Here is a 23,615-nt window from a genome sequence, read left to right on the forward strand (position 1 = left end):
CTCACACTCCTTCAACGGCCCTTCTGCGTCGTCGGAAGGGCAAGACCTCCAGGAACCCGGCCCCGGCGATCAGCAAGGTACCGGTAATTTCCCGGACACCGAAAGGTTCGTCTTCCAACAGGATCGCGGCGGAAGCGACGGCGACCACCAGATCGCCCAGCAGCAGGATGCCCGCCGTCGCCGGTGACAGGCGTTTCGTGCCCCAGACAGTGAGGAACAGGATGGGCATCATCAGAACCGCAATCCCGATGGCCAGGATGGCCAGCGCCTTGGCCGGATCGGACGGGGTGGGGAATCCGCCGATCACATCCGCCGGGAAGATCGCAAGCATCGCTCCGGCGACGACCACCGTGCCCAGGGCCATGCTGCAGGAAATTTCGAACGTCCCATGGCCGCGGCTGGTATAGATTTTCGCCGATCCGATGGACCAGACCATGCCGGACACCAACGCCATCCAGTCGCCGACGGATTGCGGCAGGGGGATGCCGTCCTCGATCCCCAGAACGACGACCAGACCGGCGAACCCCATGGTCAGGGCGGCGATCCGGCGCAGGGTCAACCGTTCCCCCAACCAGATCAGGCCGATTAGCGTGGACCAGGCCGGGGACAGGTAGAACAGCAAAACGGCGCGCACGACATCGGTCAGGTTCAAGGCGATGCCGTACAGACCCAGGGCCGCGCCGATGGACAGTCCGGCGATGGCGAGCTGCCCCGGCTGAAACAGGAATCGCCGCCAGCGGAGGGCAATGCCGGGCAGCAGAACCGCCAGGACACCGACGTTCAAGACCAGGGACGGCCAGCCCTTTTCGATGCCGACCTCTTCCAGGCTGCGCATGGGAATCCAATACAGTCCCCACAGGACGGAGGCGACGACGATCGCCAGACTGGGCCAGAGCGGCGTTTCAAGTTTGTTTTCCGTGACGGAACTCACGCCACATACTCCCCGACACGCGATCGCAACACGGGTAAAACCTCTTCGTCGAACCAGGGGTTCTTGCGCTGCCACGCCGTCGTGCGCCAGGACGGGTGGGGCAGGGGCAAGAAACCCGCGGACAGATGGGTCCGGAAGTTCCGGACGGATTCCGTCATTGTGGCCGATGCGGCGGATCCCAAGTATCGCTTTTGCGCATAAGAACCGACCAAAAGCGTTAAATCGATGTCCGGTAGATGCAATAGCAGCCTGTCGTGCCAAGTTCGGGCGCATTCGGGGCGCGGCGGTTTGTCCCCGCCCTTCGGATCGCGGCCCGGATAACAGAACCCCATGGGCATGATCGCGATTTTGGTTTCGTCGTAGAAAATGTCCTTGGACAGGGACAGCCAATCGCGCAAGCGGTCGCCGGATGCATCGTTCCAGGGGATGCCGGTTTCGTGGACCTTCGTGCCTGGCGCTTGGCCGACGATCAGGATGCGCGCCCCGCCCTGCATCCGCACGACGGGGCGCGGACCCAGAGGCAGATGATCGGCGCAAAGCGTACAGCCGCGCACCTCCATCAGCAGATTGTCCAACGTCTCCGGCTTGGTCATGCCGTATAGGTCAGAATCTGGTCGACCACGGCGGGAACGGTTTCCGTCGCGGGGCCGTAGACGCCTTCCTGAAACAGGGTCGCCCCTTCCGACGGTTCCAGGTTGATTTCGACCGTCTGGGCGCGGCCCGTTTCGTTCGCCGCCGCTACAAATCCGGCGGCGGGATAGACATTGCCGGATGTCCCGATGGACAGGAACAGGCCGCACTTGGCCAGGGCGGCGTAAATTTCCTCCATCATGAAGGGCATTTCACCGAACCAGACGATATGCGGGCGCATGGTGCCGCGCGTCCCGCAATTGGCACAGGCGGATTTCACCGACATGTCATTGCCCCAGGCGGAAACCGTCTGGCATCGCGTGCAGCGGGCCTTCAGCAGCTCCCCGTGCATATGGATCAGATTGCGGCTGCCCGCGCGTTCGTGCAGGTCGTCGATATTCTGGGTGACGATCAGAACCTCGCCCGGCCAGTCCTTTTCCAATCGCGCCAGCGCCGCGTGGGCGGCATTCGGCTGGACCGCCGGGTCCAGCAGCCCGCGCCGCCGCTCGTTATAGAAGTCGTGCACGCGCGCCGGATCGGCGGCGAAGGCTTCCGGCGTCGCCACATCCTCTATGCGCACCGTCGCCCAGATGCCGTCCGCGTCCCGAAAGGTCGCCAGTCCGGATTCCCGCGAAATGCCCGCGCCGGTCAGCACGACGATCGGAAAGGCGGCGTCAGCGGTGGCCATCGGTCAATTCCATCCCGTAAATCTTTGCGAAATTATTCGGTCATGCTAACCAAAGTCGAACCCGCTTTCGAGAGGCGAAATGAGCACGGCATCCGCACCCTATCGTATCCTGATGGTCTGTACCGGGAACATTTGCCGTTCCACCACGGCGGAAGGCGTCCTGCGCCATATGCTGACGGAAGCGGGGCTTGCGGATCGCGTCACGGTCGACAGCGCGGGCACCAAGGATTGGCATGAAGGGGAATCGCCGACCCAACAAGCGGTCGTGAGCGCGGCGGCGCGCGGTTATGACTTCACGGGCATTTTCTCGCGCCCGCTGCGCCCCGCCGATTACACCGATTTCGATTTGATCCTGGGCATGGACGACAGCCATATCGCCCATCTGACCCGGTCGAAACCGGCATCGGCCAGCCCGGATATCCGGTTGTTCCTGGATGCCGCGCCGGATGTCGGGCGGCACGACGTGCCCGACCCTTACTACGGCGGCGTGGCCGACTACGAATATTCCCTGGACCTGATAGAGGCCGGGTGCAAGGCCTGGATCCAGGCGCTGCGGGAGCGTCTGTGACGGCGCCGCTGCGCCGCCGCATCGAAACCGCGCTGAACAGCGCGATCCGCCAAAGACGCCCGCTATCCGGGGGCAATATCTGCGACACCTCCCTGTGCGAGATGGCGGATGGGCGTCGCGTCGTGGTCAAGGTCCTGGAACCGCGGCCGCAGCCGACGGATCTGAAACCCGTTTCCCTGCGCGAGGAAGCGGCCATGCTCAACCGTCTGCGCCGCACGGAAACCCTTCCGGTGCCGGCGGTGCTGTATTCCGAACGGGATTTCCTGATCCTGGATCATATCGACAATGATGGGGTCGGCGGCGGATCCGGCATGATGGATCTCGCCGACGGTCTGGCCGCATTGCACAGTCAGCAGTCGGTGCGGTTCGGTTATGATCAGCCGACGCCGATCGGCCCGTTGCAGCGGCCCAATCCCTGGACGGATAGTTGGCCCGACTTTTTCCGCGACCATCGCCTGCTTTTCCTGGGGCGATTGGCGGAAGAGGTGGGCCGCCTGCCGCCCGGTTGTTTCGCGCGGCTGGAACGGCTGTGCGATCAAATCCATGCCTGGATTCCCGGTGAGGGGCCCAGCGCCCTGATCCATGGCGATCTGTGGATGGGCAATGTGTTGTTCGACAAGGGACGGCTGGCGGCGGTGATCGACCCGGCGGTTTACTACGCCGACCCGGAAATCGAACTGGCCTTCCTGACCCTATTCGGCGGGGTCGGCGATGCGTTCTTCGCACGCTATGCAGACCATAGGGCGATCGATCCCCTGTTCTTCGAAGAACGGCAATTGCTGTATCAAGTCGAACCTTTGCTGGCGCATGCCTGGTTTTTCGGCGGGTCCTATGGCCGCCGCGTGGACGAGATTGTGACGCGGTATGTCGGGCCGGGTTAAGCGCGTCCTGCGGTTCGGGGCTTTGCTGCCGCTGCTGCTTCTGGCGGCATCGGTTTATCGTCCCGTGCCGGAATTGGGCATGGGGAGCGGATTCGTCGGCGATCCGCCGGGGCGGTCGGCCCGCGAGCCGTTTCGATCCGCCGCGCCGCGCGTCTTCATCGTCTATCTGAACGGCTCCGTCGCGGAAGGCAAACCGGACCCGTGCAGCCGTCTGGCCCTGCCGCCGGTGGCGGCCGATCTGGACGGGCGGATGGTCGACGGATATCGCCTGACCGTTTTCCAATACTGCACACCGACGAAGACCGGCGGCTTCAATCAGGAGGACGGCGACGGCGTGGCGAAGGTCCGGCGCCGGGCGGCGGATACGGAATCCCTGTTGCTGCGGATGATGGCGGACGGGGTATCGTCGGATCACATCGTTCTGATGGGGCAATCGGCGGGCGCCTGGGCGGGATTGCTCATCCAAGCGCAGGGGCGGGTTCCGGTCGCCGGATTGATCGGCTTTGCCCCGGCTTTTGCGGGCCGTCGGGCCTATCGCGGCGCTGCGTGGCAGGCGGAACGCGACCGGCAGATCGCGGAGATCACGGCGTCGGATAGGTTGGACGGCTTGATCTTCGGCTTTTCCGGCGATCCGTTCGAACCGCCGGACGCGATGACATGGCTGGCCGCCCGCCCGGGCATCGCCTATCGACACTCGCCCTGTATCGTCGCCAGACCCCATGCCGCCGCTTTCAGCCCGTGCTTTCAGGCAACCGAAGCCGGACGGATTTTCGCCTATATCGCGATGCGTCTGCGGGCCGGGGCCGTCAATCGTTCAGAAAGGCAGTGATGGCCGGGATCAGTCCGGCATGTAGCGGCAGTGACGGGTCGGTGTAACTGACGAACGGCTGACCGGGGACATCGTCTTTCAGCATATGTGTCGCGCCGGTCAGATCGGCACGCACGGCCTGGGGCATCGCGGTGGCCAACAAGTCGGCGTCCTTCGGCTTGATCTGCATATCCGCATCGCCCTGGACGATCAGCGCCGGACCTGCCCAGTCGCGCGCCAACGCTGTCGGATCATAGGAGAACAGGTCGATCATGTAGCGTTGCAGCCCGGCGGTGAACATCGGTCGCAGGAACGGTGGCAATGCGGCGGGGTCGTGGATATGGCCCGCCTCCAGCGCGGAGACGGCGGCTTCGATTTGCGGCATAAAGGGGGCGTTGCCCGGCATGGCACGCATCTGGTCGACCAATAACCGGCCGATGGGACGCCCCGCCGCCGCCAGCAGGATCAGACCGCAGAGGTTTTCCGGCGGCTCCTGCGCGGCCAGCAGCGCGACCAAACCGCCTTCCGAGTGACCGGCGATCCAGACGCAGGGGGCCAGATCCGCTGCCCGCCGCACCCAATCGCGGGTGTCCTGCGCATAGGCGGCGACGGTCACGTCGTTCGGGTCGGCGATGGCGGATCGGCTGCCGAAAAAGCCGCGCTTGTCGATCCGGATAGACGCGATTCCCGCCCCGGCGAGACCTTCCGCCAGCAGTTTATAGGTGTCCGAATGCAGGCCCATCTGCTTGCCGTTCCCGTCACTGTCGGTCGGCCCCGATCCCGGAACGATGACGACCGCGTGCCGCGCGCCGTCGACGGCGATCATTTCCCCGGCAAGCGGCCCTGCGGGGCCGTCGATCCGCACCGTTTCCGCCGATGCCGTGGCGGCGACCATCAGGAAGAGCGCCGAAAGCAGGACATGATACCCCATCCGTAGATTGGAATAACCGCTAAACATCCACGACGGACCCGGCGCGCAGCCCGTATTTCTGGGCGGCGCTGCCGCCGTTCACGGCGATTTCGGCAAGGCCGATGCTGTTTTCGTACCAGAAGCCGAAACGTTCCGGCACATCGGAAAAGGTACGCGCGCGCGGCGGGGCGCTGCCGTCGGACAGGGTCAGGCGCACCGGGTCGGGCAGGACCGCCGCGCGAATGCCGGTCATCGCATTGCCGTAGCCGTCGATATAGATCACCTGCGCCAGATCGTCGGGCCAGGTCGCGCCGGGCCGGTTTTCCGGAAAGGCGGGCAAGGGAGTGCAGGCGGGCCGGTGACCGGCGGCCCAGCGCGCGGCGGCGGGGGCGAACAGGTCGCGCCCGTGGAAGGACGCGGACAGGCGTTCCGGCCGCCATTGCAGGGCGGTGCGTTCGACATGCATCGCCTGCCGCATGGCGATTTCGAACAATCCGTTATCCGGGCCGACCAGCCGCTTGCCGTCGACGTCGACCATCAGGGCCTCCCGCGCGCTGCCGACGCCGGGATCGACGACGCCGACGACGGTCGCGCCCTCTGGCAGGTCGCGCAGCAGCGCCGCCAACAGATAGGCCGACAGTTTCGGGTCGCGGCTGGGCGCGTCATGCATCAGGTCGACCAGATGCGCGTCGGGATTGGCGGCCAGCGCCGCGCCGTGCATCTGACCGACATAGGGGCCGTCCCATCGGAAATCGGTGAAGAAGAAAATCGGGCTTCGCATCGGGGCGCCTTTATCCGATCAGTTTCGCGGTGGTGCGGGCCAGCGCGCCGCCGACATCGCGCAACTGTTCGGCGCGGGCCTCGTCCTCCGGCACGCCGTCGTCGCCGAACAGCTTGTCCGCGCCGAACACCGCCAATTGTTCGGGGATCACGACGGCCCCCAGATTGGTCAGGATCTGGCGCACATGGACCAGCCCGCGCATGCCGCCGAGGCGCCCGGCGCTGGCGGAAATCAATCCCGCCGTCTTGCCCTTGTAATAGCGGCCGCCCGGCCCGCCCGCATCCTTGCGCGACACCCAGTCCAGCGTGTTTTTCAGCAAGGGCGTGATCGACCCGTTATATTCCGGGCAGGCGATCAACAGCCCGTCCGCCGCCGCGAACAGGGTCTTCAGCCGCGCCGCGCCGTCGGGTTCGCCCTGCTCGGCTTCCAAGTCCTGATTGAACAGCGGCATCGGATAGTCGGCGAGCGTTACATGCGTGACATCCGCGCCTTCCGCCTGCGCCCCGGCCACGGCGACCCGCAGCATGGCCTCGTTCAATGACCCTTTCCGGGTGCTTCCGGCGAAGGCGAGAAGTTTCGGCTGTGTCATGCGATCCTCCTGTTCTGTCCTGTCGGGTCCAAGGTAACGCGCCGTCCCATCGGGGCAACCCGAAACGACGCAGGGCCGATTATGCGGTGTGCACTGCGGAAAGCTTGCTGGACGGATCGCGTTTCCTCCGCTACAAGCCGCGCAAAGCGCTTTACTGAGACAAGAGGATCACGATGCGTCTGGGCATCCTGGAAGCCGGGCGGCCGCCCGCGCCGCTGGACGAAACCCATGGCTATTATCCGGCCATGTTCGCCGACCTGTTGCGGGCACACCTGCCGGAAGGGTCGGAGATCGTCGACTATCCGGTCATCGACAATGAATTCCCGGACAGCGTGACCGATTGCGACGCGTGGCTGATCACCGGCAGCGCGCTGGGCGTCTACGATGCCGAACCCTTCATCCCGCGCCTGCTGGACTTCATTCGCGGCGCGGCGGATGCGGGCGTGCCCATGGTCGGTATCTGCTTCGGCCATCAGGCCATCGCCCAGGCCCTGGGCGGCAAGGCGGAAAAGTCGGATCGCGGCTGGGGCGTCGGCACCCATCGCTATACTTTCGCCAACGTGCCGGACTGGCTGTCCGATGCGGTGGCGCCGGGCACGGAATTCGACACCTATGTCTCCCATCAGGATCAGGTGACGGTTCTGCCGGAAGGCGCGCAGGTCCTGGCCGGCAGCGACTTCTGCCCGAATGCCATGGTCGCCGTCGGGAACAAGATCCTGACGCTGCAAAGCCATCCCGAAATGCCCAGCGCCTATGTGAAGGATCTGTATACCTTCCGGCGCGACCGGATCGGGGCCGATGTGGTCGATCCGGGGCTGACAACCGTCGTCGAAACGCCGCGGGCGCGCGATGCAGACCGCGCCGCCGCGTGGATCGGCGCCTTCTTTACCCATGCTCTTGAAAGCTGAAGAATACCATGTCCGCTCAAAACACCCTTCGTAACATCGCGATCATCGCGCATGTCGACCACGGCAAAACCACCATGGTGGACAAGCTGCTGACCCAATCCGGCGCGGTGCAGTCGCACCAGCAACTCGCCGAACGCGCGATGGATTCCAACGACCTGGAAAAGGAACGCGGGATCACCATCCTGGCGAAATGCACGTCGGTCGATTGGAAGGGCACGCGCATCAACATCGTCGATACCCCCGGCCACGCCGATTTCGGCGGAGAGGTCGAACGCATCCTGTCCATGGTCGACGGGGTCGTGCTGCTGGTCGACGCCGCCGAAGGGCCGATGCCGCAAACGAAATTCGTGACCATCAAGGCGCTGGAACTGGGCCTGAAGCCGATCGTCGTCATCAATAAGGTCGACAAGCCGGATGCCCGTCCCGACTGGGTCATCGATCAGGTTTTCGACCTGTTCGTCGCGCTGGACGCCAATGAGGATCAGTTGGACTTCCCGGTCCTCTACGCCTCGGCGAAGCAAGGCTGGGCCGCGCGCTCCCTGGACGACGACCGCACCGATCTGACGCCGCTGTTCGAAACCGTCCTGGACAAGGTTTCCCCGCCGGAGGCCGATACGTCCGGCCCGTTCCGCATGCTGGTCACGACGCTGGAAAGCGACCCCTATCTGGGCCGCATCCTGACGGGCCGCATCGAATCCGGCACGATTGCCGTCAACCGCACGGTCAAGGGCCTGTCGCGCGACGGCAAGCAGTTGGAAAGCGGCCGCCTGACCAAGCTGCTGGCCTTCCGGGGCCTGAAGCGCGAACCGGTGGAAACGGCCAGCGCGGGCGATATCGTCGCCATCGCCGGGATGACCGTCGCCACCGTGGCCGACACGATCTGCGATCCGTCCGTGACCGAACCGGTGCCGGGCCGTCCGATCGCCCCGCCGACCATGGCCATGACCGTATCCGTGAACGACAGCCCGCTGGCGGGCCGCGAAGGCGACAAGCTGACCGGCCGCATGATCGGCGACCGGCTGGAGCGGGAGGCGGAAAGCAACGTCGCCATCCGCGTCACGGAAAGCGCGGAAAAGGACGCCTACGAAGTCGCCGGTCGCGGCGAATTGCAACTGGGCGTGCTGCTGGAAACCCTGCGCCGCGAAGGCTTCGAACTGACCGTCGGCCCGCCGCGCGTTCTGTTCCGCAAGGACGAAAAGGGCCAGCGCATCGAACCGATGGAGGAAGTCCAGGTCGACGTGGACGAGGAATTTTCCGGCGTCGTGGTGGAAAAGCTGGGCCTGCGCAAGGGCGAAATGACCCAGATGGCCCCGTCCGGCGGCGGCAAGACCCGCATCGTCTTCGACATCCCGTCGCGCGGCCTGATCGGCTATCAGGGCGAATTCCTGGCCGACACGCGGGGCACGGGCATCCTGTCGCGCATGTTCACCGGCTTCGCCCCGTATAAGGGCCCGATCCCGGGGCGCCGCGCGGGCGTGCTGATCTCCGCCGAACAGGGCACCGCCGTGCCCTATGCGCTCGCCAACCTGGAAGAACGCGGCCCGCTCTTCGTCTCCCCCGGCGACCCCGTCTATGGCGGCATGATCCTGGGCGAACACAACAAGGGCAACGATCTGGAAGTGAACCCGCTGAAGGCGAAACAGCTGACCAACTTCCGCGCGTCCGGCAAGGACGACGCCCTGAAGCTGACCACGCCGGTCCGCCGCACCCTGGAAGAGGCGCTGGCCTATATCCAGGACGACGAACGCGTCGAGGTCACGCCGAAGTCCATCCGCCTGCGCAAGGCCATCCTGGACCCGCACGAACGCAAAAAAGACAAACGCAAACGCGACGCGGAAGAAGCCGCATAACGCCGCGTCAAACGCCTGAAATGACCAAGCCGCCCGGATCGCAAGGTTCGGGCGGTTTTTTATGCATGGAGTAGGTGATAAAAACAAAATTCATAAATGAATGTGGGCAGCTAGCTACTAACTAGCTGCCCACGCAATTGTCTGTTATTTGGCTGCGGGAACGTTAGCATACCGCTTTCCAGACAACACTTCAGACACGCGACCTTGATTGATTTCAAGGCGCGCGGCTATCTGGTGCTGAAACAGGTCCGTTGTGGCAGCCAACTTCTTGATCTGAGCGGCGATCGCTGCAGTCATTTGTTTGCGTCCGTAACTTCGCATCCATATCAACCTCCTTTCCGAGCGGCCTTGTCCAACCCGAGGCTTTGGTTTAGCCTTCCGTCTGTCAGAACTATCGAGTTGCTTGGCCCGACCGCATCTTGAGATTTGGGCCATTTAACTTCCAAAAAGGGAAGGCATCATCAATGCCTTCCCTTTATTGGTTTTTCATATGAGTGCCTCCGAACTTTCGCTCGGTAGTGAGTCGATGCTCAGGGCCGCTCGAACTTTTTTAACCATCTCGCGCTTTGTCGAAGCGCCAGCACTATGAAGTACTAGTTCTTTCGTTCCATCAGAATGCTCTTTCTCTACCACAAGATCAGACCAAAGCGGTCCAGACCGGCTCCAATCAATTTGGGCTAGGTTTCTGGCGGTTTCCACAGGGTCTTTGGAAGCGAGTGCATGAACAACGTCATGGTAGATAACCCCAATCGTTTGCCAGCCTGGAGACGATAAATGGAGGGATTTCCGGTCTTTTGAAAACGCTTCCCCCATTGCATCTGCGAAAGCATCCAAGAATTCAGCCATCGCTTTGGCATGTTCTAGAGTGTTTTCTGCAGAAAGCGTTGGGTTCTCTATTTCCGCTTTGTTGCTTTCTTGGAAGGAAGCGCCTTCCATTGCTCCGCGGACGAAACGGAGCAGCACTTGCTGAACAACTATAGCTGTTGATTTGGCACCCAGAGACGCCGCCCTTTCTTCCATGCCGCCATGGTTCTTAATTGCGTTACTTTCGCGGGCGAGCCTGTTCGTAACCTGAATGTAAGGGTCAGACATATCTAGGGAAATGGCGATCCGGGGAGGGACAGCTACAGCTTTGAAGTTAAAGTCGAAGAAAAGTTGGCCCATTTCTGCACGACTGAGAGGTTCAGATTCAGGATGCGGCGCGTAAATCACGACCGGGATCGAGAAACTGCTAAGTAAGTCAACTAATTGCTGACGGTCATCGCTAGGCCTGCTCTCGTCGTAACTCATTTCTAACAACTCTAGAACACTGGAAAGACGTCCAAGACCATCGACTACGATACGGGCATTTCGAGAACTCATATCAATTTGGATGTGACCGACGCCTTCTGTGTCTGGAATCGCTAGAGGTCGGAAACCGACATGGTTTTGAATTGCGATAGAAACTGCAGGAAATGCTCCAATGAGCGTAGAACGCGGACTAAATCTTAAGCGTACATAGTCCATAATGCCACGAAGCCTTTGTCCCGCAGTCGCTCTTTGTACTTTCGAGTAAATCGCTTCGATGTCGCCGGGCAGCTTTTTCCAATGGCGAGAGCGCGGGTCGTGCCCTAGCAGGCCTTCGATGGCATGAGGGGGGATTTGAGTCGAATATGTTACAAGACGGTCGCCCACGCGGCCTTGCATGGCAGGAAAGTTTGTCGTGGGGGTCGTTACAGTGATCATAAATCGTTTCCTTGGTCGCTTTGAATACGGGTTCGGCCGCAGAAACGCGTCGCCGGCGATCAAATAAAAACAAAAATCACGCGGGATGTCAATATCCCCGCAATATAAATGTGCTTCCCCGCGTAAAAACGCACGGGGAAAGGGTTGATTTGTCCGGCAGAAAATTTTGTCGAAGCGCCTTTAACTCACTGTTTATATTGGGTTTTTCGTTTCGACAATCGGCGAGATTCAGAAACCCATTTGGCGGCATGAAATGTTCTCTTGATATGTTTAAACGCTTAATCGCCTAGCCATCTGAACCACCACCTCCAGCCTATTCAAAAACTCCGACCGGTCCGCCTTTGAGAACGGCCTTGGGCCGCCGGTGATTTGGTTGGTTTCGCGGAGGGACTGCATCAGCTCGCGGGTGGCGAGGGCTTGGCCGATATTGTCTTGGGTGTAGGTCTGGCCGTTGGGTTTGAGGGCCAGCGCGCCCTGTTCCAGGCAGCGGGCGGCCAGCGGGATGTCGTTGGTGACGCAGATGTCGCCCTTGCCGATATGCGCCGCGATCCAGTCGTCGGCGGCGTCGGCGCCGGACGCGACGGTGACGACCTGGACCATCGGGTCGGGGCTGGGGCGGATGCCGCCGTCGCTGACCATGATGGTTTTCAGTCTGTGCCGGGCGGCGACGCGCAGGACCTCGTCCTTCACCGGGCAGGCGTCGGCGTCTACGTAAATTTCCGTCATCTGAACCACTGTTTCGATTATGCGGGGCTGTTTCGGAGGGGCTCAGTTTAAGGGCTGGAGCGGTTGAAGGCTATAGACCGCCTTTTCCTGCATCTGCTTCGCCGCGCCGGGGCGGGACAGCGGGGTCGCGCCCAGTTCCTGAATGAAGCGGTAGAAGCCTTCCAACGCGTCGGCATTGCGTTTTGGTCGGCGGCCGCCATTGGTCAGGGTCTTCCAGGCGTTGCGGGCATGGCCGAAGGTGCCGATGGAAATGCCGAGGGTTTCGAACATGGTCGGCGCGGCCAGCAGGAATTGCTGAAACGGCACCGGGTTGCCTTCCTTCAGCAGGGATCGGTGCGCGGACTCGTGGTTTTTCAGGATATCCGTGGCGTTGGAGTAGAAACCGCGCATCACGGTCTGGGCCTGCCGGCGTTTGGATTTGATCATGTCGATCTGACGCTGGGTAATATGCTTCGCATCGCGGGGCAGGGAGTCCGGGCCGTTCAGCCAGGCCAGGAAATCGGTGTAATCGGCGCTGAACTCCCGATATAGGAATTCGTAATAGGCGATGCCCTTCCAGGCGAAAAGGACGCGTTCGACCCGATCGGCGGGGATGCCGATGCTGCGGAACAGGCGGCCCGTCCGGTCGTTGGTGCGGCAGGCCCAGATGGCGTCCTGCAAGGCCTCCACCGTCGCCTTGTAGCGTTCGTCGGAAGTATTGTCGTCCAGCGCCAGATCGACCAGCCGCTTGGCCCTGTCGGCGATGATGGCGCGGGTCGACGATGCCGTGCGCGGATCGACGGCGAACCAGTCCTGGTCGACCTTGCGGTCGCGTTCGATATCCGCGCGATGGGCCAGCAACAGGAACGGGTCGAAGGTCGGCGACCGGCAGAAGACGTCCAGCACGTTGCGGTCGTGCGGGGTCAGCGTGACCTCGATCTTGCCGCCGAACCATTTGTTAATCGCCGGTTCGAATTCGTCGGGCAGGGCGGAGACGGAGGCCCCGCCCTCCCGCGCGTCATCCTCGTTGAACAGGATCAGCACCCGCGTCGCGACGCCGATTTCGTCGTCGTGATTGACCGTCGCCTCCTTGAAGAAGACGGCGCGGGCGAAAAGCGGCGAATCGAACAGCGGCTCCCGACCCGGTACGACGGGCGGGGCGTTGGGATCCGGGATGGAGGAGGTCAATTGCGGGGTAATGTCCAGCGGCGGCTCATCGAACACGTCGGTGCCGTCCAGCTCCCCCGGATTGAAGCATAGAAATTTGCCTGAGCTGAGCAGATAGATCAGCGTTTCGCGGTCCATGCCCAAGTTGTGCTCCCCCACATCCGGCCGTACGCGTCGAGGCTGTCGCCCCATTGCTAAAATTTTAATAAATTGTACGTTTATTTTGTGCGTCGCGAAAGAGTATTGCGATGGGTTCTTAAGATTCCTTCAACGTCGATCAAGTCGTTGCGCGAAAAAAGAATTTCGTGTCAACTGGCGTCCTGTACCGAACGTCGGGGGGAATAATGGCCGAGACGGTTCAAAAATCGCAAGCGGCGAACAAGGCGGATACCGGCGGCACAACGCGCCCGGCACCGACCGTCGCTTCCGTATTGGGTGAGATTTGCTGGCTGTTCTCCATGACGCCGTCGCACCGTCATTTCTTCATGGCCGATCTGGACTGGCTGGTCATCCCGCCGGTGGTGCGCAACCAGTTCCGCGTCTATCGCGATTCGAAGGGGCGGCCCGTCGGGCTCGTGCTCTGGGCGAAGCTGGACGAGGAGGCGGAGCAGCGTCTTCTGTCCGGGTCGGCGCGCCTGCGCCCGCAGGATTGGGACAGCGGCGACCGCTATTGGATCATCGATGTCGTCGACCTGTCGAAAGGGCAGCGCGCGAAGGGCATGATCGAGGATATGGCCAAGACGGCGCTGAAAGACGTGGTCTTCAAATATCACCGCACGGACAGCGCCGGGAATCGCTCCGTCGTCTCCTCGGACGCGCTATAGAGTGTCCCTGAAAGACTCTGCGCAAAAGCCGACACTCGTCATATCGGAAGGGATGGAGGCCGGCGCGGTCGATCGACTGCGCGCCGTCTTCGATGTGACCTACGATCCCGACCTGTTTCAGGATATCCCGGCGCTGACCCAAGCCGTGGCCCAGGCGGATGCCTGGATCGTGCGCAACCGGACGCAAGTGCGCGGTCCGGTCCTGGCGGCGGCGCAAAAGGTCCGCATCCTGGGACGGCTGGGCGTCGGGCTGGACAATATCGATATGGAAACCTGCCGCGCGATGGGGATAGAGGTTTGCCCGGCGACCGGCGCGAACGATCTGTCCGTCGCGGAATATGCCGTGACCATGGCGCTGGTGCTGCTGCGCGGGGCCTATTATTCGAACCGGGACGTCATGGACGGGGCCTGGCCGCGCAACCGCCTGCAAGGGCGGGAGGCCGCGGGCAAGAATTTCGGCTTCATCGGCTTCGGCGCGATTTCCCGCCGGGCGGCGGGCATGGCGCGGGCGCTCGGCTTCAAGGTCGGGGCCTTCGATCCCTTCGTCCCGGCGGACGATCCGGCCTGGAACGGTGTGGAAAACCTGTCCCTGGCGGATCTGGCGGGGTGGAGCGACGTGGTCAGCCTGCATGTTCCGCTGACCGACGCGACGCGCTATATTGTCGGCGCGGAGTTTATTGCCGGGATGAAGCCCGGCGCGGTGCTGATCAATTCCGCGCGCGGCGGCACCCTGGATGAGGCCGCCGTTATCGCCGCGTTGAAAGCCGGCAAGCTGGGCGGCGCGGCGCTTGATGTTTTTGAAACGGAGCCGCTGACTCGCGACGCGGGCGACAAATTCCGCGATGTGCCGAACCTGATCCTGACACCCCATATTGCGGGGGTTACGCAGGAATCCGACCTGCGTGTCAGCGGTATGATCGCCGACCGCGTAATCGCCGCCTTTGCTTGATTGTTTTAGGCTTAAATATTTTTGACTTGAAATAAAATCGGGTCTGCGTCACCCTCTTCCCTGAAGCAAAAGCCGACTGGTCACAAAGTTGACGGGAGAAGCGCCATGAAAGTCGCATGTCTGGGAGGAGGCCCGGCCGGTCTCTATTTCGCCATTTCCATGAAATTGCGCGATCCGTCCCACGAGGTCGTGGTGATCGAACGCAACCGGCCCTATGACACATTCGGTTGGGGCGTGGTCCTGTCCGACGAGACGCTGGACCATCTGGCCGAAAACGACGCGGCCAGCGCCGCCGTGATCCGCGAGAATTTCTCCTATTGGGACGATATCGCCGTTCATTACCGGGGCCAGACGGTCAAATCCGGCGGTCACGGCTTCTGCGGGATCGGTCGCAAGGCGCTATTGAACGTCCTGCAGGACAGGGCGAAAGAACTCGGCATCGAACTGCGGTTCGAAACCGAAATCGACAGTATCGAGGACTATCGCCACGACTATGACCTCGTCGTCGCGGCGGACGGCATCAATTCCAAGACGCGCACGGCGCTGCAGGATGTCTTCAAACCGGATATCCAGACGCGCGCCTGCAAGTTCATCTGGCTGGGCACGCATCAGCGTTTCGACGATGCCTTCACCTTCATCTTCGAAGAAACCGAACACGGCTGGATCTGGGTCCATGCCTATCAATTCGACGACAAGACCGCGACCTTCATCGTCGAATGTTCGGAACAGACTTGGGCCAATTTCGGCTTCGACAAGATGACGACGGACGAAACCATCGCGACCTGCGAAAAGGTTTTCGCCAAATATCTGAACGGCAATGCGTTGATGAGCAATGCGCGGCATCTGCGCGGTTCCGCCTGGCTGAATTTCAACCGGGTCCTGTGCGAAACTTGGTCCCATGAGAATATCGTGCTGATGGGCGACGCGGCGGCGACGGCGCATTTCTCCATCGGGTCCGGCTCGAAACTGGCCCTGGAAAGTGCCATCGCATTGGCGGATTATCTGCATTCCGAACCCAGCATGGCCGCCGCTTTCAAGCGGTATGAGGACGAACGGCGGCTGGAGGTTCTGCGCCTGCAATCCGCGGCGCGCAATTCGACCGAATGGTTCGAGGAGGTCGAGCGTTACCTGCATCTCGACCCGATGCAGTTCACCTATTCCCTGCTGACGCGATCGCAGCGGATCAGCCACGAAAACCTGCGCGCCCGCGACAAGGGCTGGCTGGAAGCGGCGGAAAAATGGTTCGACCGCGCCGCGACGGGGACGGAACCGGAAACGGTCCGCCCGCCGATGTTCGTGCCTTTCCGCCTGCGCGGGATGGAATTGAAGAACCGCGTCGTCGTGTCCCCCATGGCGCAGTACAAGGCCGTCGACGGCGTGCCGACCGACTGGCACTTCACGCATTACACAAGCCGGGCCCTGGGCGGGGCAGGGCTGGTCTATACGGAAATGACCTGCATTTCCCCGGAAGGGCGGATCACCCCCGGCTGTCCGGGCCTCTATTCCGATGCGCAGGAAACGGCCTGGAAACGCATCGTCGATTTCGTCCATGCCGAATCCAGCGCGAAAATGGCACTGCAATTGGGCCATTCCGGGCCGAAAGGGTCGACCCAACTGGGCTGGCAGGAAATGGATGCGCCGCTGCCGGAAGGGAACTGGGAAATCCTGGGTCCGTCGCCGGTCGCGTGGTCCGACCGGAATCAGGTGCCGAAGGAAATGACCCGTGCGGACATGGACGCGGTCCGCGATCAGTTCGTCGCGGCGGCGGAGCGCGGGGCGCGGGCCGGTTTCGACATGCTGGAACTGCATTACGCCCACGGCTACTTGATGTCGGCCTTCATCACGCCGCTGACCAATAAGCGGACGGATGAATATGGCGGCAGCCTGGAAAACCGGATGCGCTTCCCGTTGGAAGTGTTCAAGGCGGTGCGCGCCGTCTGGCCGGAAGATCGCCCGATATCCGCGCGCATTTCCGCCCATGACTGGGTCGACGGCGACGGGATCGGGCCGGACGACGCGTTGGAAATCGCGGGCATGCTGCGCGACGCCGGGGTCGATATCGTGGATGTTTCCGCGGGACAGACGTCGAAACGCGCCCAGCCTGTCTATGGCCGCATGTTCCAGACACCGTTTTCCGACCGGATTCGGAACGAGGCCGGGATCGCCACCATGGCGGTCGGCAATATCTACGAACCGGATCACGTGAATTCGATCCTGATGGCCGGGCGTGCGGATCTGTGCTGTCTGGCCCGGCCGCATCTGGCCGATCCCTATTGGACGCTGCACGCGGCGGCGGGCCTCGGCTATGCAGACAAGACTTGGCCGGAACCGTATTATGCCGGACGGGATCAGATACAACGTTTGGCGGGACGCCAGGAGCAAATGACCGGAAAGGTTTGATCGCAATGACCGATCTGTCGGCGCATCATGCAGTCATTACCGGGGGCGGTACCGGCGTCGGCGCGGCGATTGCGAAGGTATTGTCCGATGCCGGTGCGCTGGTGACCCTGGCCGGACGGCGCGAAGGGCCGATCAAGGCCGTGGCGGAAACCCTGCCGCGCGCCCAGGCGATCGCTTGCGACGTGACGGACGAGGCGTCGGTCGATGCCCTGTTCGAACAGGCGGCGGCGTCTTTCGGCCCCGTGACCATCGCCGTGGCCAATGCCGGGGCGGCGGAAAGCGCGCCCTTCGGTCGAACCGATCTTGCGGCTTGGGATCGGATGATGGCGGTAAACCTGACCGGTGCCTTCCTGACGGCACGCGCGGCGCTGGGGCCCATGCGCAAGGCAAAGGCGGGGCGTATCCTTTTCATTGCCAGCACGGCGGGGCTCAAGGGCTATCCCTATGTCGCGCCTTATTGCGCGGCGAAACACGGCGTCGTCGGCTTAACCCGTGCGCTGGCCGTCGAGGTGGCGAAGGACGGCGTGACGGTGAACGCCGTCTGTCCGGGATTCACCGAAACCCCGCTGCTGCAGGAGAGCATTACCAATATCATGGAAAAAACCGGACGGGATGAGGCGGCGGCCAGGGCGGAATTGTCGAAAGGCAATCCGCAGGGCCGCTTCATCCAGCCGGAGGAAGTGGCCGAAACGGTTCTGTGGCTGTGTTCGGAGGGGGCGCGGTCCGTCACCGGACAGGCAATTTCGGTATCAGGGGGAGAAACCCAATGACGCAATCCAACGCGGCGGAGAATCCGGACCCGGCAAACGGGGACGAGACGATGTCGAAAAAACGCCTGCGGCTGTGGCTTGGCATGCTGCGCACCGCCCGGCGGATCGAATTGATCCTGCGGGAACGGCTGAAGACGGAATTCGACGCCACCCTGCCGCGCTTCGACGTCCTGGCGGTTCTGGACCGCTGCGAAGGCGGCATGACCATGACGAAACTGTCGCAGCGCCTGATGGTGTCCAACGGGAACGTCACCGGCATTGTCGACCGGCTGGAAGAAGAAGGCCATGTCAAACGCGTGACGAACGAGCGCGACCGTCGCGCGACCTTGGTGGCGCTGACGGCGAATGGGCGGGCGGTCTTCCAGGAAATGGCCGCGGCGCATGAAACCTGGATCGACGAATTGCTGGGTATCTATAGCGCGGAGGAAGTGGGGGCGCTGACGGACCTGCTGCGCATCCTGCGCGAGGAACAGAAAATGGCGGAAGACGCCAAGATCAAAAAAAAGGGAGTGTAACGCCGTGGCGTCGATGAAGGACCTGAAGCCGAAGCATTTTCTGTGGGAAATGGCGGGCGATGTCGCGGTGATCCGGTTGGATCGCCCGGATCGCAAAAACCCGCTGACCTTCGACAGCTATGCCGAACTGCGCGACACGTTCCGGGACCTTGCCTATTGCGACGATGTGAAGGCCGTCGTTTTCGCGTCGAACGGCGGCAATTTCTGCTCCGGCGGGGATGTGCACGATATTATCGGCCCGCTGTTGCAGCGGGATATGAAGGGGCTTTTGGAATTCACCCGCATGACCGGCGATCTGGTGAAGGCGATGAAGGCCGCACCGCAGCCCGTTATCGCGGCGGTGGACGGTATTTGCGTCGGGGCCGGTGCGATGGTCGCCCTGTTCGCCGATATGCGTCTGGGCACGGCGGCGGCGAAAACGGCCTTCCTGTTCACCCGCGTCGGTCTGGCGGGCTGCGATATGGGGGCCTGCGCCATGCTGCCGCGTGTTGTCGGTCAGGGTCGGGCGGCGGAATTGCTGATGACCGGCCGGTCGATGTCGGCGGATGAAGGTTTCGCCTGGGGCTTCTTCAACCGCCTTGTGGACGCGGATGCCTTGGAGGCCGATGCGGTCGCGCTGGCGCAAAGCCTCGTCGCCGGCCCGAATTTCGGTCACATGATGACCAAGACGATGCTGAACCAGGAATGGTCCATGACCCTGGATCAGGCGATCGAGGCGGAAGCCCAGGCCCAGGCGATCTGCATGCAGACGCGCGATTTCCAACGCGCCTATGACGCCTTCGTCGCGAAACAGAAACCCGTCTTCGAAGGGAATTGAGGGCGCGTCATGCCGGATAAGACTTTCCTGGATTGGCCGTTCTTAGAAGACCGTCATCGGGTGCTGGCCACCGATCTGGATGCCTGGGCCACGGACAATCTGGCGGATATCGATCATGGCGATACGGATGCGGCCTGCCGCGATATTGTCGCGCGACTGGGCCGCGACGGCTGGCTGAATTACAGCGCGGTCGATCCCGATGATGCGTTATCGACCCTAGACGTGCGGACGCTGTGCCTGATCCGCGAAACCCTGGCCCGTCACGACGGGTTGGCCGATTTCGCCTTCGCCATGCAAGGGCTTGGGACCGGGGCGATTTCCCTGTTCGGAACGGATGCACAGAAGCGGGAATGGCTGCCGCGCACGCGGGCGGGGGACGTCCTGTCCGCCTTCGCGCTCACCGAGCCGAAATCCGGATCGGACGTCGCCGATATCGCCATGACGGCAGTGGAAGACGGCGACGGATTTGTCCTGAACGGCGAAAAGACCTGGATATCGAACGGCGGGATTGCCGGGCTGTATGTCGTCTTCGCCCGCACCGGGGAAGCGCCGGGGGCGAAGGGACTCAGCGCCTTCATCGTGCCCGCCGACACGCCGGGTTTCGAGATTGCGGAACGGATCGAGGTGATCGCCCCGCACCCATTGGCACGCCTGTCCTTCACCGATTGCCGGATTCCGAAATCCGCGCTGCTGGGCGAGTGCGGCAAGGGGTTTCGGATCGCGATGAGCGTGTTGGACGTCTTCCGGTCCACGGTCGGGGCGGCGGCGCTGGGCTTTGCCCGGCGTGCCCTGGACGAAGGCGTGAACCGGTCCGCCAACCGGCATCTGTTCGGCGCGCCGCTGGGCGACTTGCAGATGGTACAGGGGCATTTGGCGGATATGGCGCTGGATGTGGATGCGGCGGCGCTGCTGATCTATCGCGCTGCCTGGACCAAAGACCGGGGGGCGCCGCGCGTCAGCCGGGAAGCGTCCATGGCGAAGCTCTATGCGACGGAGGCGGCGCAACGCGTGATCGACGCGGCGGTGCAGTTGCATGGCGGTGACGGCGTGCGCAGCGGCACGGTGGTGGAAAAGCTCTACCGCGAAATCCGCGCGCTCAGAATTTATGAAGGGGCCAGCGATGTGCAGAAGGTGGTCATCGCCCGACATCTGCTGGCCGAGACTGCGTGACTTGGGGACGATTTAGTTTCGAACAGGAGAGGTTGGGATGCGATTGGGACCGACGGCACATGTGGACAGTTTCACGCGGGACAACCTCCCGCCTTTCGATCTTTGGCCCGATCTGCTGCTCGACCGGCCTGAATTCCAATATCCGGAGCGCCTGAACTGCGCCGTCGAACTGACCGATCGTATCGTCGAAAAGGGGCTGGGCGACCATGTCGCGCTGATCGGCAACGGCCGCCAGCGGACCTATAAGGAACTCAGCGACTGGACCAATCGTCTGGCCCATGCGTTGGTCGAAGATTACGGCTTGAAACCGGGCAACCGCGTGCTGATCCGGTCGGGCAACAACCCGGCCATGGTCGCGGTTTGGCTGGCCGTGACGAAGGCGGGCGGCGTTGCCGTCAACACGATGCCGATGCTGCGGTCCGGTGAATTGTCGAAAGTCGTCGACAAGGCGGAAGTCAAACTGGCGCTGACCGATAGCCGCATGGCCGACGAATTGGTCGCCTGCGCGAAGGACAGCAAGTTCCTGGAAACGGTGATCAGTTTCGACGGCACCGCCAACCATGACAGCGAGTTGGATCGGATCGCCCTGGGAAAATCGGTGAAGTTCGACGCCGTCGATACGGGCCGGGACGATGTGGCGCTGTTGGGATTTACTTCCGGCACGACGGGTCAGCCGAAGGCGACGATGCATTTCCACCGGGATATCCTGGCCATCGCGGACGGCTATGCCGCGAATATCCTGAAGGTGACGCCGGACGACGTCTTCGTCGGATCGCCGCCGCTGGCCTTCACCTTCGGTCTGGGCGGTCTGGCGGTGTTCCCGCTGCGCTTCGGTGCGACGGCGACGCTGCTGGAGGCCGCGACGCCGCCGAACCTGATCGAAATCATCGAAAAGCATAAGGCGACGGTCTGCTTCACCGCACCGACCGCCTATCGCGCGATGATGGCGGCAATGGACGATGGGGCCGATCTGTCCAGCCTGCGGGTCGCCGTATCCGCCGGCGAAACCCTGCCCGCGCCGACATATGATGCCTGGGTGGAAAAGACCGGTGTGCCGATCCTGGACGGGATCGGGTCGACGGAAATGCTGCATATCTTCATCACCAATTCCTTCGACAATGCGCGGGCGGGGTCTACCGGGATGCCGGTGCCGGGCTATGAGGCCAAGGTGGTGGACGAGGCAATGAAAGAGGTCCCGCGCGGCACGATCGGCAAGCTGGCGGTCAAGGGGCCGACAGGGTGCCGTTATCTCGCCGACGACCGTCAGACGGTTTATGTCGTGGACGGTTGGAATGTCACCGGCGACGCCTTCATGCAGGATGAGGACGGTTTCTTCCATTTCGCGGCGCGCGCCGACGACATGATCGTGTCCGCCGGATACAATATCGCCGGGCCGGAAGTCGAAGAAGCCCTGCTGAAGCATCCGATGGTCGCCGAATGCGGCGTCATCGGCGTGCCGGACGAAGCGCGCGGGCAGATCGTGAAGGCCTATGTCGTGCTGAACGATGGGGCCGAAGCCAGCGATCTGACCGTGAAGATCCTGCAGGACCATGTGAAGGCGACCATCGCGCCGTATAAATACCCGCGCGCGGTCTCCTTCATCGACGCCCTGCCGAAAACCCAGACCGGGAAGGTCCAGCGCTTCAAACTGCGGGAGTTCTAATCAGCTCCCCGCCACCATCATGCCGTCGATGCGAACCGTAGGCGCATTGGTTGCGTGTTTGAAGACAAGGTCATCCGCCGGGGTCATGTGCATGAACATGTCCTGCAAGGTCCCGGCGATGGTGACTTCGTTCACCGGATAGGCGATTTCGCCTTTTTCAATCCAGAAACCGCTGGCCCCCCGGCTGTAATCGCCGGTCACCATATTCACGCCCTGTCCCATCAGGGAGGTGATGTAGAGCCCGCTGTCGATATCCGCCATAAGCTCGGCGGGGGAAACGGTACCGGCTTCCATATGCAGGTTGGTGGTCGACGGGGATGGCGGGCTGCTGGTTCCCCGGCTGGCATGTCCGGTGGACGGCAGGCCCAATTGGCGGCCCGTGCGCAGGTCCAAGACCCAGGTTTTCAACACACCGCCGTCGACCAGGTTTCGGACCATGTTCGGCAGGCCTTCCGCATCGAAGGGTTTGGATGCCTGACCGCGATTGCGGTGCGGATCGTCGACGATGGTGATACCGGACGCCATGATCTGTTGCCCCATCTTGTCCTTCAGGAAGGACGTGCCGCGCGCGACGGACGCGCCGTTGATCGCCCCGGTCAGGTGGCGGATCAACCCGCCGGAAACGCGCGGGTCGAAGACGACCGGCACCTTCGCCGTCTTCGCCTTGCGCGCGCCCAGCTTTTTCAAGGCACGTTCGGCGGCGCTGCGGCCGATGACGGCGGGGTCTTCCAGATCTTCGCCGAACACCGTGCTGGAATAGTCGTAGTCGGATTCCATGCCCGTGCCGGTTCCGGCCAGGACGGAGACCATGACGCTGTGGCTGCTGCGCTCATACCGACCGGCGAACCCGTTGCTGGCGGCCAGCGCGATGGCGTTGCGGCCCCAGGACGCCTCCGCCCCTTCGGAATTGGTGATGCCGTCGATGGACCGCGCGGTGTCTTCCGCGATCTTGGCGCGTTCGATCAGCTCTTCCGGGCTCGGCTCCACCGGGTCCAGCATGTCCAATTTTGGATAATCCGCGCCGACAATCTGGTCCGGGTCGGCGATGCCGCAGAATTCATCTTCCGGCACGGCGCGGGCCATGGCGATGGCGCGCTCCACCAAAAGGGACAGGCCTTCCGGCTTCCAATCGTTGGACGACACGATGGCCTGACGCTTGCCAACGAAGACCCGCAGACCCAGATCGCGGGCTTCCTGCCGTTCCAGGCTTTCCGTCTTGCCCATGCGCTGGGCATGGCTGACGGCGGCCGAAAAGCCTGCCACCGCGTCGGCGGCATCCGCCCCCGCCTTGCAGGCCTGTTCGACCAGTTCCTGGATCATCGGAAGTGTCTCGGACTCGGACGTCATATCACCTCTCAAAACGCGG

The 23,615-nt window shown here is 62.7% G+C and carries 24 protein-coding genes; 13 read left to right on the forward strand and 11 right to left on the reverse strand.

Features of this window, described 5'->3' with window-relative positions; genetic code table 11:
* Position 1: 1 nt before the first annotated feature.
* Genes HH303_RS12835 through HH303_RS12845 form a run of 3 tightly spaced genes read right to left on the reverse strand, consistent with a single transcriptional unit; the run spans position 2 to position 2,249 of the window.
* On the reverse strand, positions 2 to 931 hold the full coding sequence (locus HH303_RS12835) for a DMT family transporter (RefSeq protein WP_169625716.1): 930 nt from the start codon (positions 929 to 931) through the stop codon (positions 2 to 4).
* Positions 928 to 1,524, reverse strand: a complete 597-nt coding sequence (locus tag HH303_RS12840) for a uracil-DNA glycosylase family protein (RefSeq protein WP_169625717.1) — start codon at positions 1,522 to 1,524, stop codon at positions 928 to 930. The genes HH303_RS12835 and HH303_RS12840 overlap by 4 nt, the downstream gene beginning before the upstream one ends.
* Positions 1,521 to 2,249 (reverse strand): NAD-dependent deacylase, encoded by a 729-nt coding sequence (locus tag HH303_RS12845; protein WP_169625718.1) that lies wholly within the window; start codon positions 2,247 to 2,249, stop codon positions 1,521 to 1,523. The genes HH303_RS12840 and HH303_RS12845 overlap by 4 nt, the downstream gene beginning before the upstream one ends.
* A 79-nt stretch (positions 2,250 to 2,328) precedes the next feature.
* On the opposite strand from HH303_RS12845, the gene HH303_RS12850 reads away from it, so the two are divergent.
* From HH303_RS12850 to HH303_RS12860, 3 genes are read left to right on the forward strand one after another with little or no spacing between them, the layout of a single operon-like run.
* Positions 2,329 to 2,817 (forward strand): low molecular weight protein-tyrosine-phosphatase, encoded by a 489-nt coding sequence (locus HH303_RS12850; protein ID WP_169625719.1) that lies wholly within the window; start codon positions 2,329 to 2,331, stop codon positions 2,815 to 2,817.
* A complete protein-coding gene (locus HH303_RS12855) occupies positions 2,814 to 3,698 on the forward strand; it encodes a fructosamine kinase family protein (RefSeq protein WP_169625720.1) in 885 nt (294 codons plus the stop codon). The genes HH303_RS12850 and HH303_RS12855 overlap by 4 nt, the downstream gene beginning before the upstream one ends.
* Complete coding sequence (locus HH303_RS12860) at positions 3,682 to 4,527, forward strand: alpha/beta fold hydrolase (protein WP_169625721.1); 846 nt, start codon at positions 3,682 to 3,684, stop codon at positions 4,525 to 4,527. Before HH303_RS12855 ends, HH303_RS12860 begins: the two co-directional genes overlap by 17 nt.
* Here HH303_RS12860 and HH303_RS12865 read toward each other — a convergent pair.
* Genes HH303_RS12865 through HH303_RS12875 form a run of 3 tightly spaced genes read right to left on the reverse strand, consistent with a single transcriptional unit; the run spans position 4,505 to position 6,786 of the window.
* Positions 4,505 to 5,464, reverse strand: coding sequence for an alpha/beta hydrolase (locus HH303_RS12865; RefSeq protein WP_227421753.1), 960 nt, complete (start codon positions 5,462 to 5,464; stop codon positions 4,505 to 4,507). The genes HH303_RS12860 and HH303_RS12865 overlap by 23 nt on opposite strands.
* Complete coding sequence (locus tag HH303_RS12870) at positions 5,457 to 6,197, reverse strand: SAM hydrolase/SAM-dependent halogenase family protein (protein ID WP_169625722.1); 741 nt, start codon at positions 6,195 to 6,197, stop codon at positions 5,457 to 5,459. Before HH303_RS12870 ends, HH303_RS12865 begins: the two co-directional genes overlap by 8 nt.
* A 10-nt stretch (positions 6,198 to 6,207) precedes the next feature.
* The gene (locus HH303_RS12875) at positions 6,208 to 6,786 is read right to left on the reverse strand and encodes an NADPH-dependent FMN reductase (RefSeq protein ID WP_169625723.1); all 579 of its coding nucleotides are present in this window, start codon (positions 6,784 to 6,786) and stop codon (positions 6,208 to 6,210) included.
* Positions 6,787 to 6,959: 173 nt separating this feature from the next.
* Between HH303_RS12875 and HH303_RS12880 the strand changes: the two genes are divergently transcribed.
* Complete coding sequence (locus HH303_RS12880) at positions 6,960 to 7,694, forward strand: type 1 glutamine amidotransferase (RefSeq protein ID WP_169625724.1); 735 nt, start codon at positions 6,960 to 6,962, stop codon at positions 7,692 to 7,694.
* 8 nt (positions 7,695 to 7,702) lie between these two features.
* Positions 7,703 to 9,544, forward strand: a complete 1,842-nt coding sequence (gene typA / locus HH303_RS12885) for a translational GTPase TypA (RefSeq protein ID WP_169625725.1) — start codon at positions 7,703 to 7,705, stop codon at positions 9,542 to 9,544.
* A gap of 144 nt (positions 9,545 to 9,688) precedes the next feature.
* On the opposite strand, the gene HH303_RS12890 is transcribed toward typA, so the two are convergent.
* The 4 genes from HH303_RS12890 to HH303_RS12905 all read right to left on the reverse strand — a co-directional run bounded on the left by HH303_RS12890 (position 9,689) and on the right by HH303_RS12905 (position 13,279).
* Entirely contained in the window at positions 9,689 to 9,841 is a 153-nt protein-coding gene (locus tag HH303_RS12890; RefSeq protein ID WP_169625726.1) for a hypothetical protein, read from the reverse strand.
* A 189-nt stretch (positions 9,842 to 10,030) separates the two neighbouring features.
* Complete coding sequence (locus HH303_RS12895) at positions 10,031 to 11,269, reverse strand: DNA sulfur modification protein DndB (RefSeq protein WP_169625727.1); 1,239 nt, start codon at positions 11,267 to 11,269, stop codon at positions 10,031 to 10,033.
* A 270-nt stretch (positions 11,270 to 11,539) separates the two neighbouring features.
* Entirely contained in the window at positions 11,540 to 11,995 is a 456-nt protein-coding gene (locus HH303_RS12900; RefSeq protein ID WP_169625728.1) for a YaiI/YqxD family protein, read from the reverse strand.
* Positions 11,996 to 12,037: 42 nt separating this feature from the next.
* Positions 12,038 to 13,279 carry a hypothetical protein gene (locus HH303_RS12905; RefSeq protein ID WP_169625729.1) on the reverse strand — a complete coding sequence of 414 codons (1,242 nt, stop codon included), beginning with the start codon at positions 13,277 to 13,279 and terminating at the stop codon, positions 12,038 to 12,040.
* Positions 13,280 to 13,485: 206 nt separating this feature from the next.
* Here HH303_RS12905 and HH303_RS12910 point away from each other — a divergent pair, with 206 nt between their 5' ends.
* From HH303_RS12910 to HH303_RS12945, 8 genes are all read left to right on the forward strand, one after another.
* Positions 13,486 to 13,965: a toxin-activating lysine-acyltransferase gene (locus HH303_RS12910; protein ID WP_169625730.1), complete on the forward strand. Its 480-nt coding sequence runs from the start codon at positions 13,486 to 13,488 to the stop codon at positions 13,963 to 13,965.
* A 1-nt stretch (position 13,966) separates the two neighbouring features.
* Entirely contained in the window at positions 13,967 to 14,914 is a 948-nt protein-coding gene (locus HH303_RS12915; RefSeq protein ID WP_319637402.1) for a hydroxyacid dehydrogenase, read from the forward strand.
* A 105-nt stretch (positions 14,915 to 15,019) separates the two neighbouring features.
* Positions 15,020 to 17,314 carry a bifunctional salicylyl-CoA 5-hydroxylase/oxidoreductase gene (locus HH303_RS12920; protein WP_169625731.1) on the forward strand — a complete coding sequence of 765 codons (2,295 nt, stop codon included), beginning with the start codon at positions 15,020 to 15,022 and terminating at the stop codon, positions 17,312 to 17,314.
* A 5-nt stretch (positions 17,315 to 17,319) separates the two neighbouring features.
* The gene (locus HH303_RS12925) at positions 17,320 to 18,084 is read left to right on the forward strand and encodes an SDR family NAD(P)-dependent oxidoreductase (protein WP_169625732.1); all 765 of its coding nucleotides are present in this window, start codon (positions 17,320 to 17,322) and stop codon (positions 18,082 to 18,084) included.
* Positions 18,081 to 18,599: a MarR family winged helix-turn-helix transcriptional regulator gene (locus HH303_RS12930; RefSeq protein ID WP_169625733.1), complete on the forward strand. Its 519-nt coding sequence runs from the start codon at positions 18,081 to 18,083 to the stop codon at positions 18,597 to 18,599. Before HH303_RS12925 ends, HH303_RS12930 begins: the two co-directional genes overlap by 4 nt.
* 13 nt (positions 18,600 to 18,612) lie before the next feature.
* Positions 18,613 to 19,416, forward strand: a complete 804-nt coding sequence (locus tag HH303_RS12935) for an enoyl-CoA hydratase family protein (RefSeq protein WP_169625819.1) — start codon at positions 18,613 to 18,615, stop codon at positions 19,414 to 19,416.
* A gap of 9 nt (positions 19,417 to 19,425) precedes the next feature.
* On the forward strand, positions 19,426 to 20,586 hold the full coding sequence (locus HH303_RS12940; protein ID WP_169625734.1) for an acyl-CoA dehydrogenase family protein: 1,161 nt from the start codon (positions 19,426 to 19,428) through the stop codon (positions 20,584 to 20,586).
* Positions 20,587 to 20,623: 37 nt separating this feature from the next.
* Positions 20,624 to 22,249, forward strand: a complete 1,626-nt coding sequence (locus tag HH303_RS12945) for an AMP-binding protein (protein WP_169625735.1) — start codon at positions 20,624 to 20,626, stop codon at positions 22,247 to 22,249.
* On the opposite strand, the gene HH303_RS12950 is transcribed toward HH303_RS12945, so the two are convergent.
* Positions 22,250 to 23,596 carry a TldD/PmbA family protein gene (locus tag HH303_RS12950; RefSeq protein ID WP_169625736.1) on the reverse strand — a complete coding sequence of 449 codons (1,347 nt, stop codon included), beginning with the start codon at positions 23,594 to 23,596 and terminating at the stop codon, positions 22,250 to 22,252. It lies immediately after the preceding gene.
* Between the last annotated feature and the right edge of the window lie 19 nt (positions 23,597 to 23,615).

This window comes from Pacificispira spongiicola (assembly GCF_012926505.1).
GTDB classification, from domain to species: domain Bacteria; phylum Pseudomonadota; class Alphaproteobacteria; order UBA8366; family Aestuariispiraceae; genus Pacificispira; species Pacificispira spongiicola.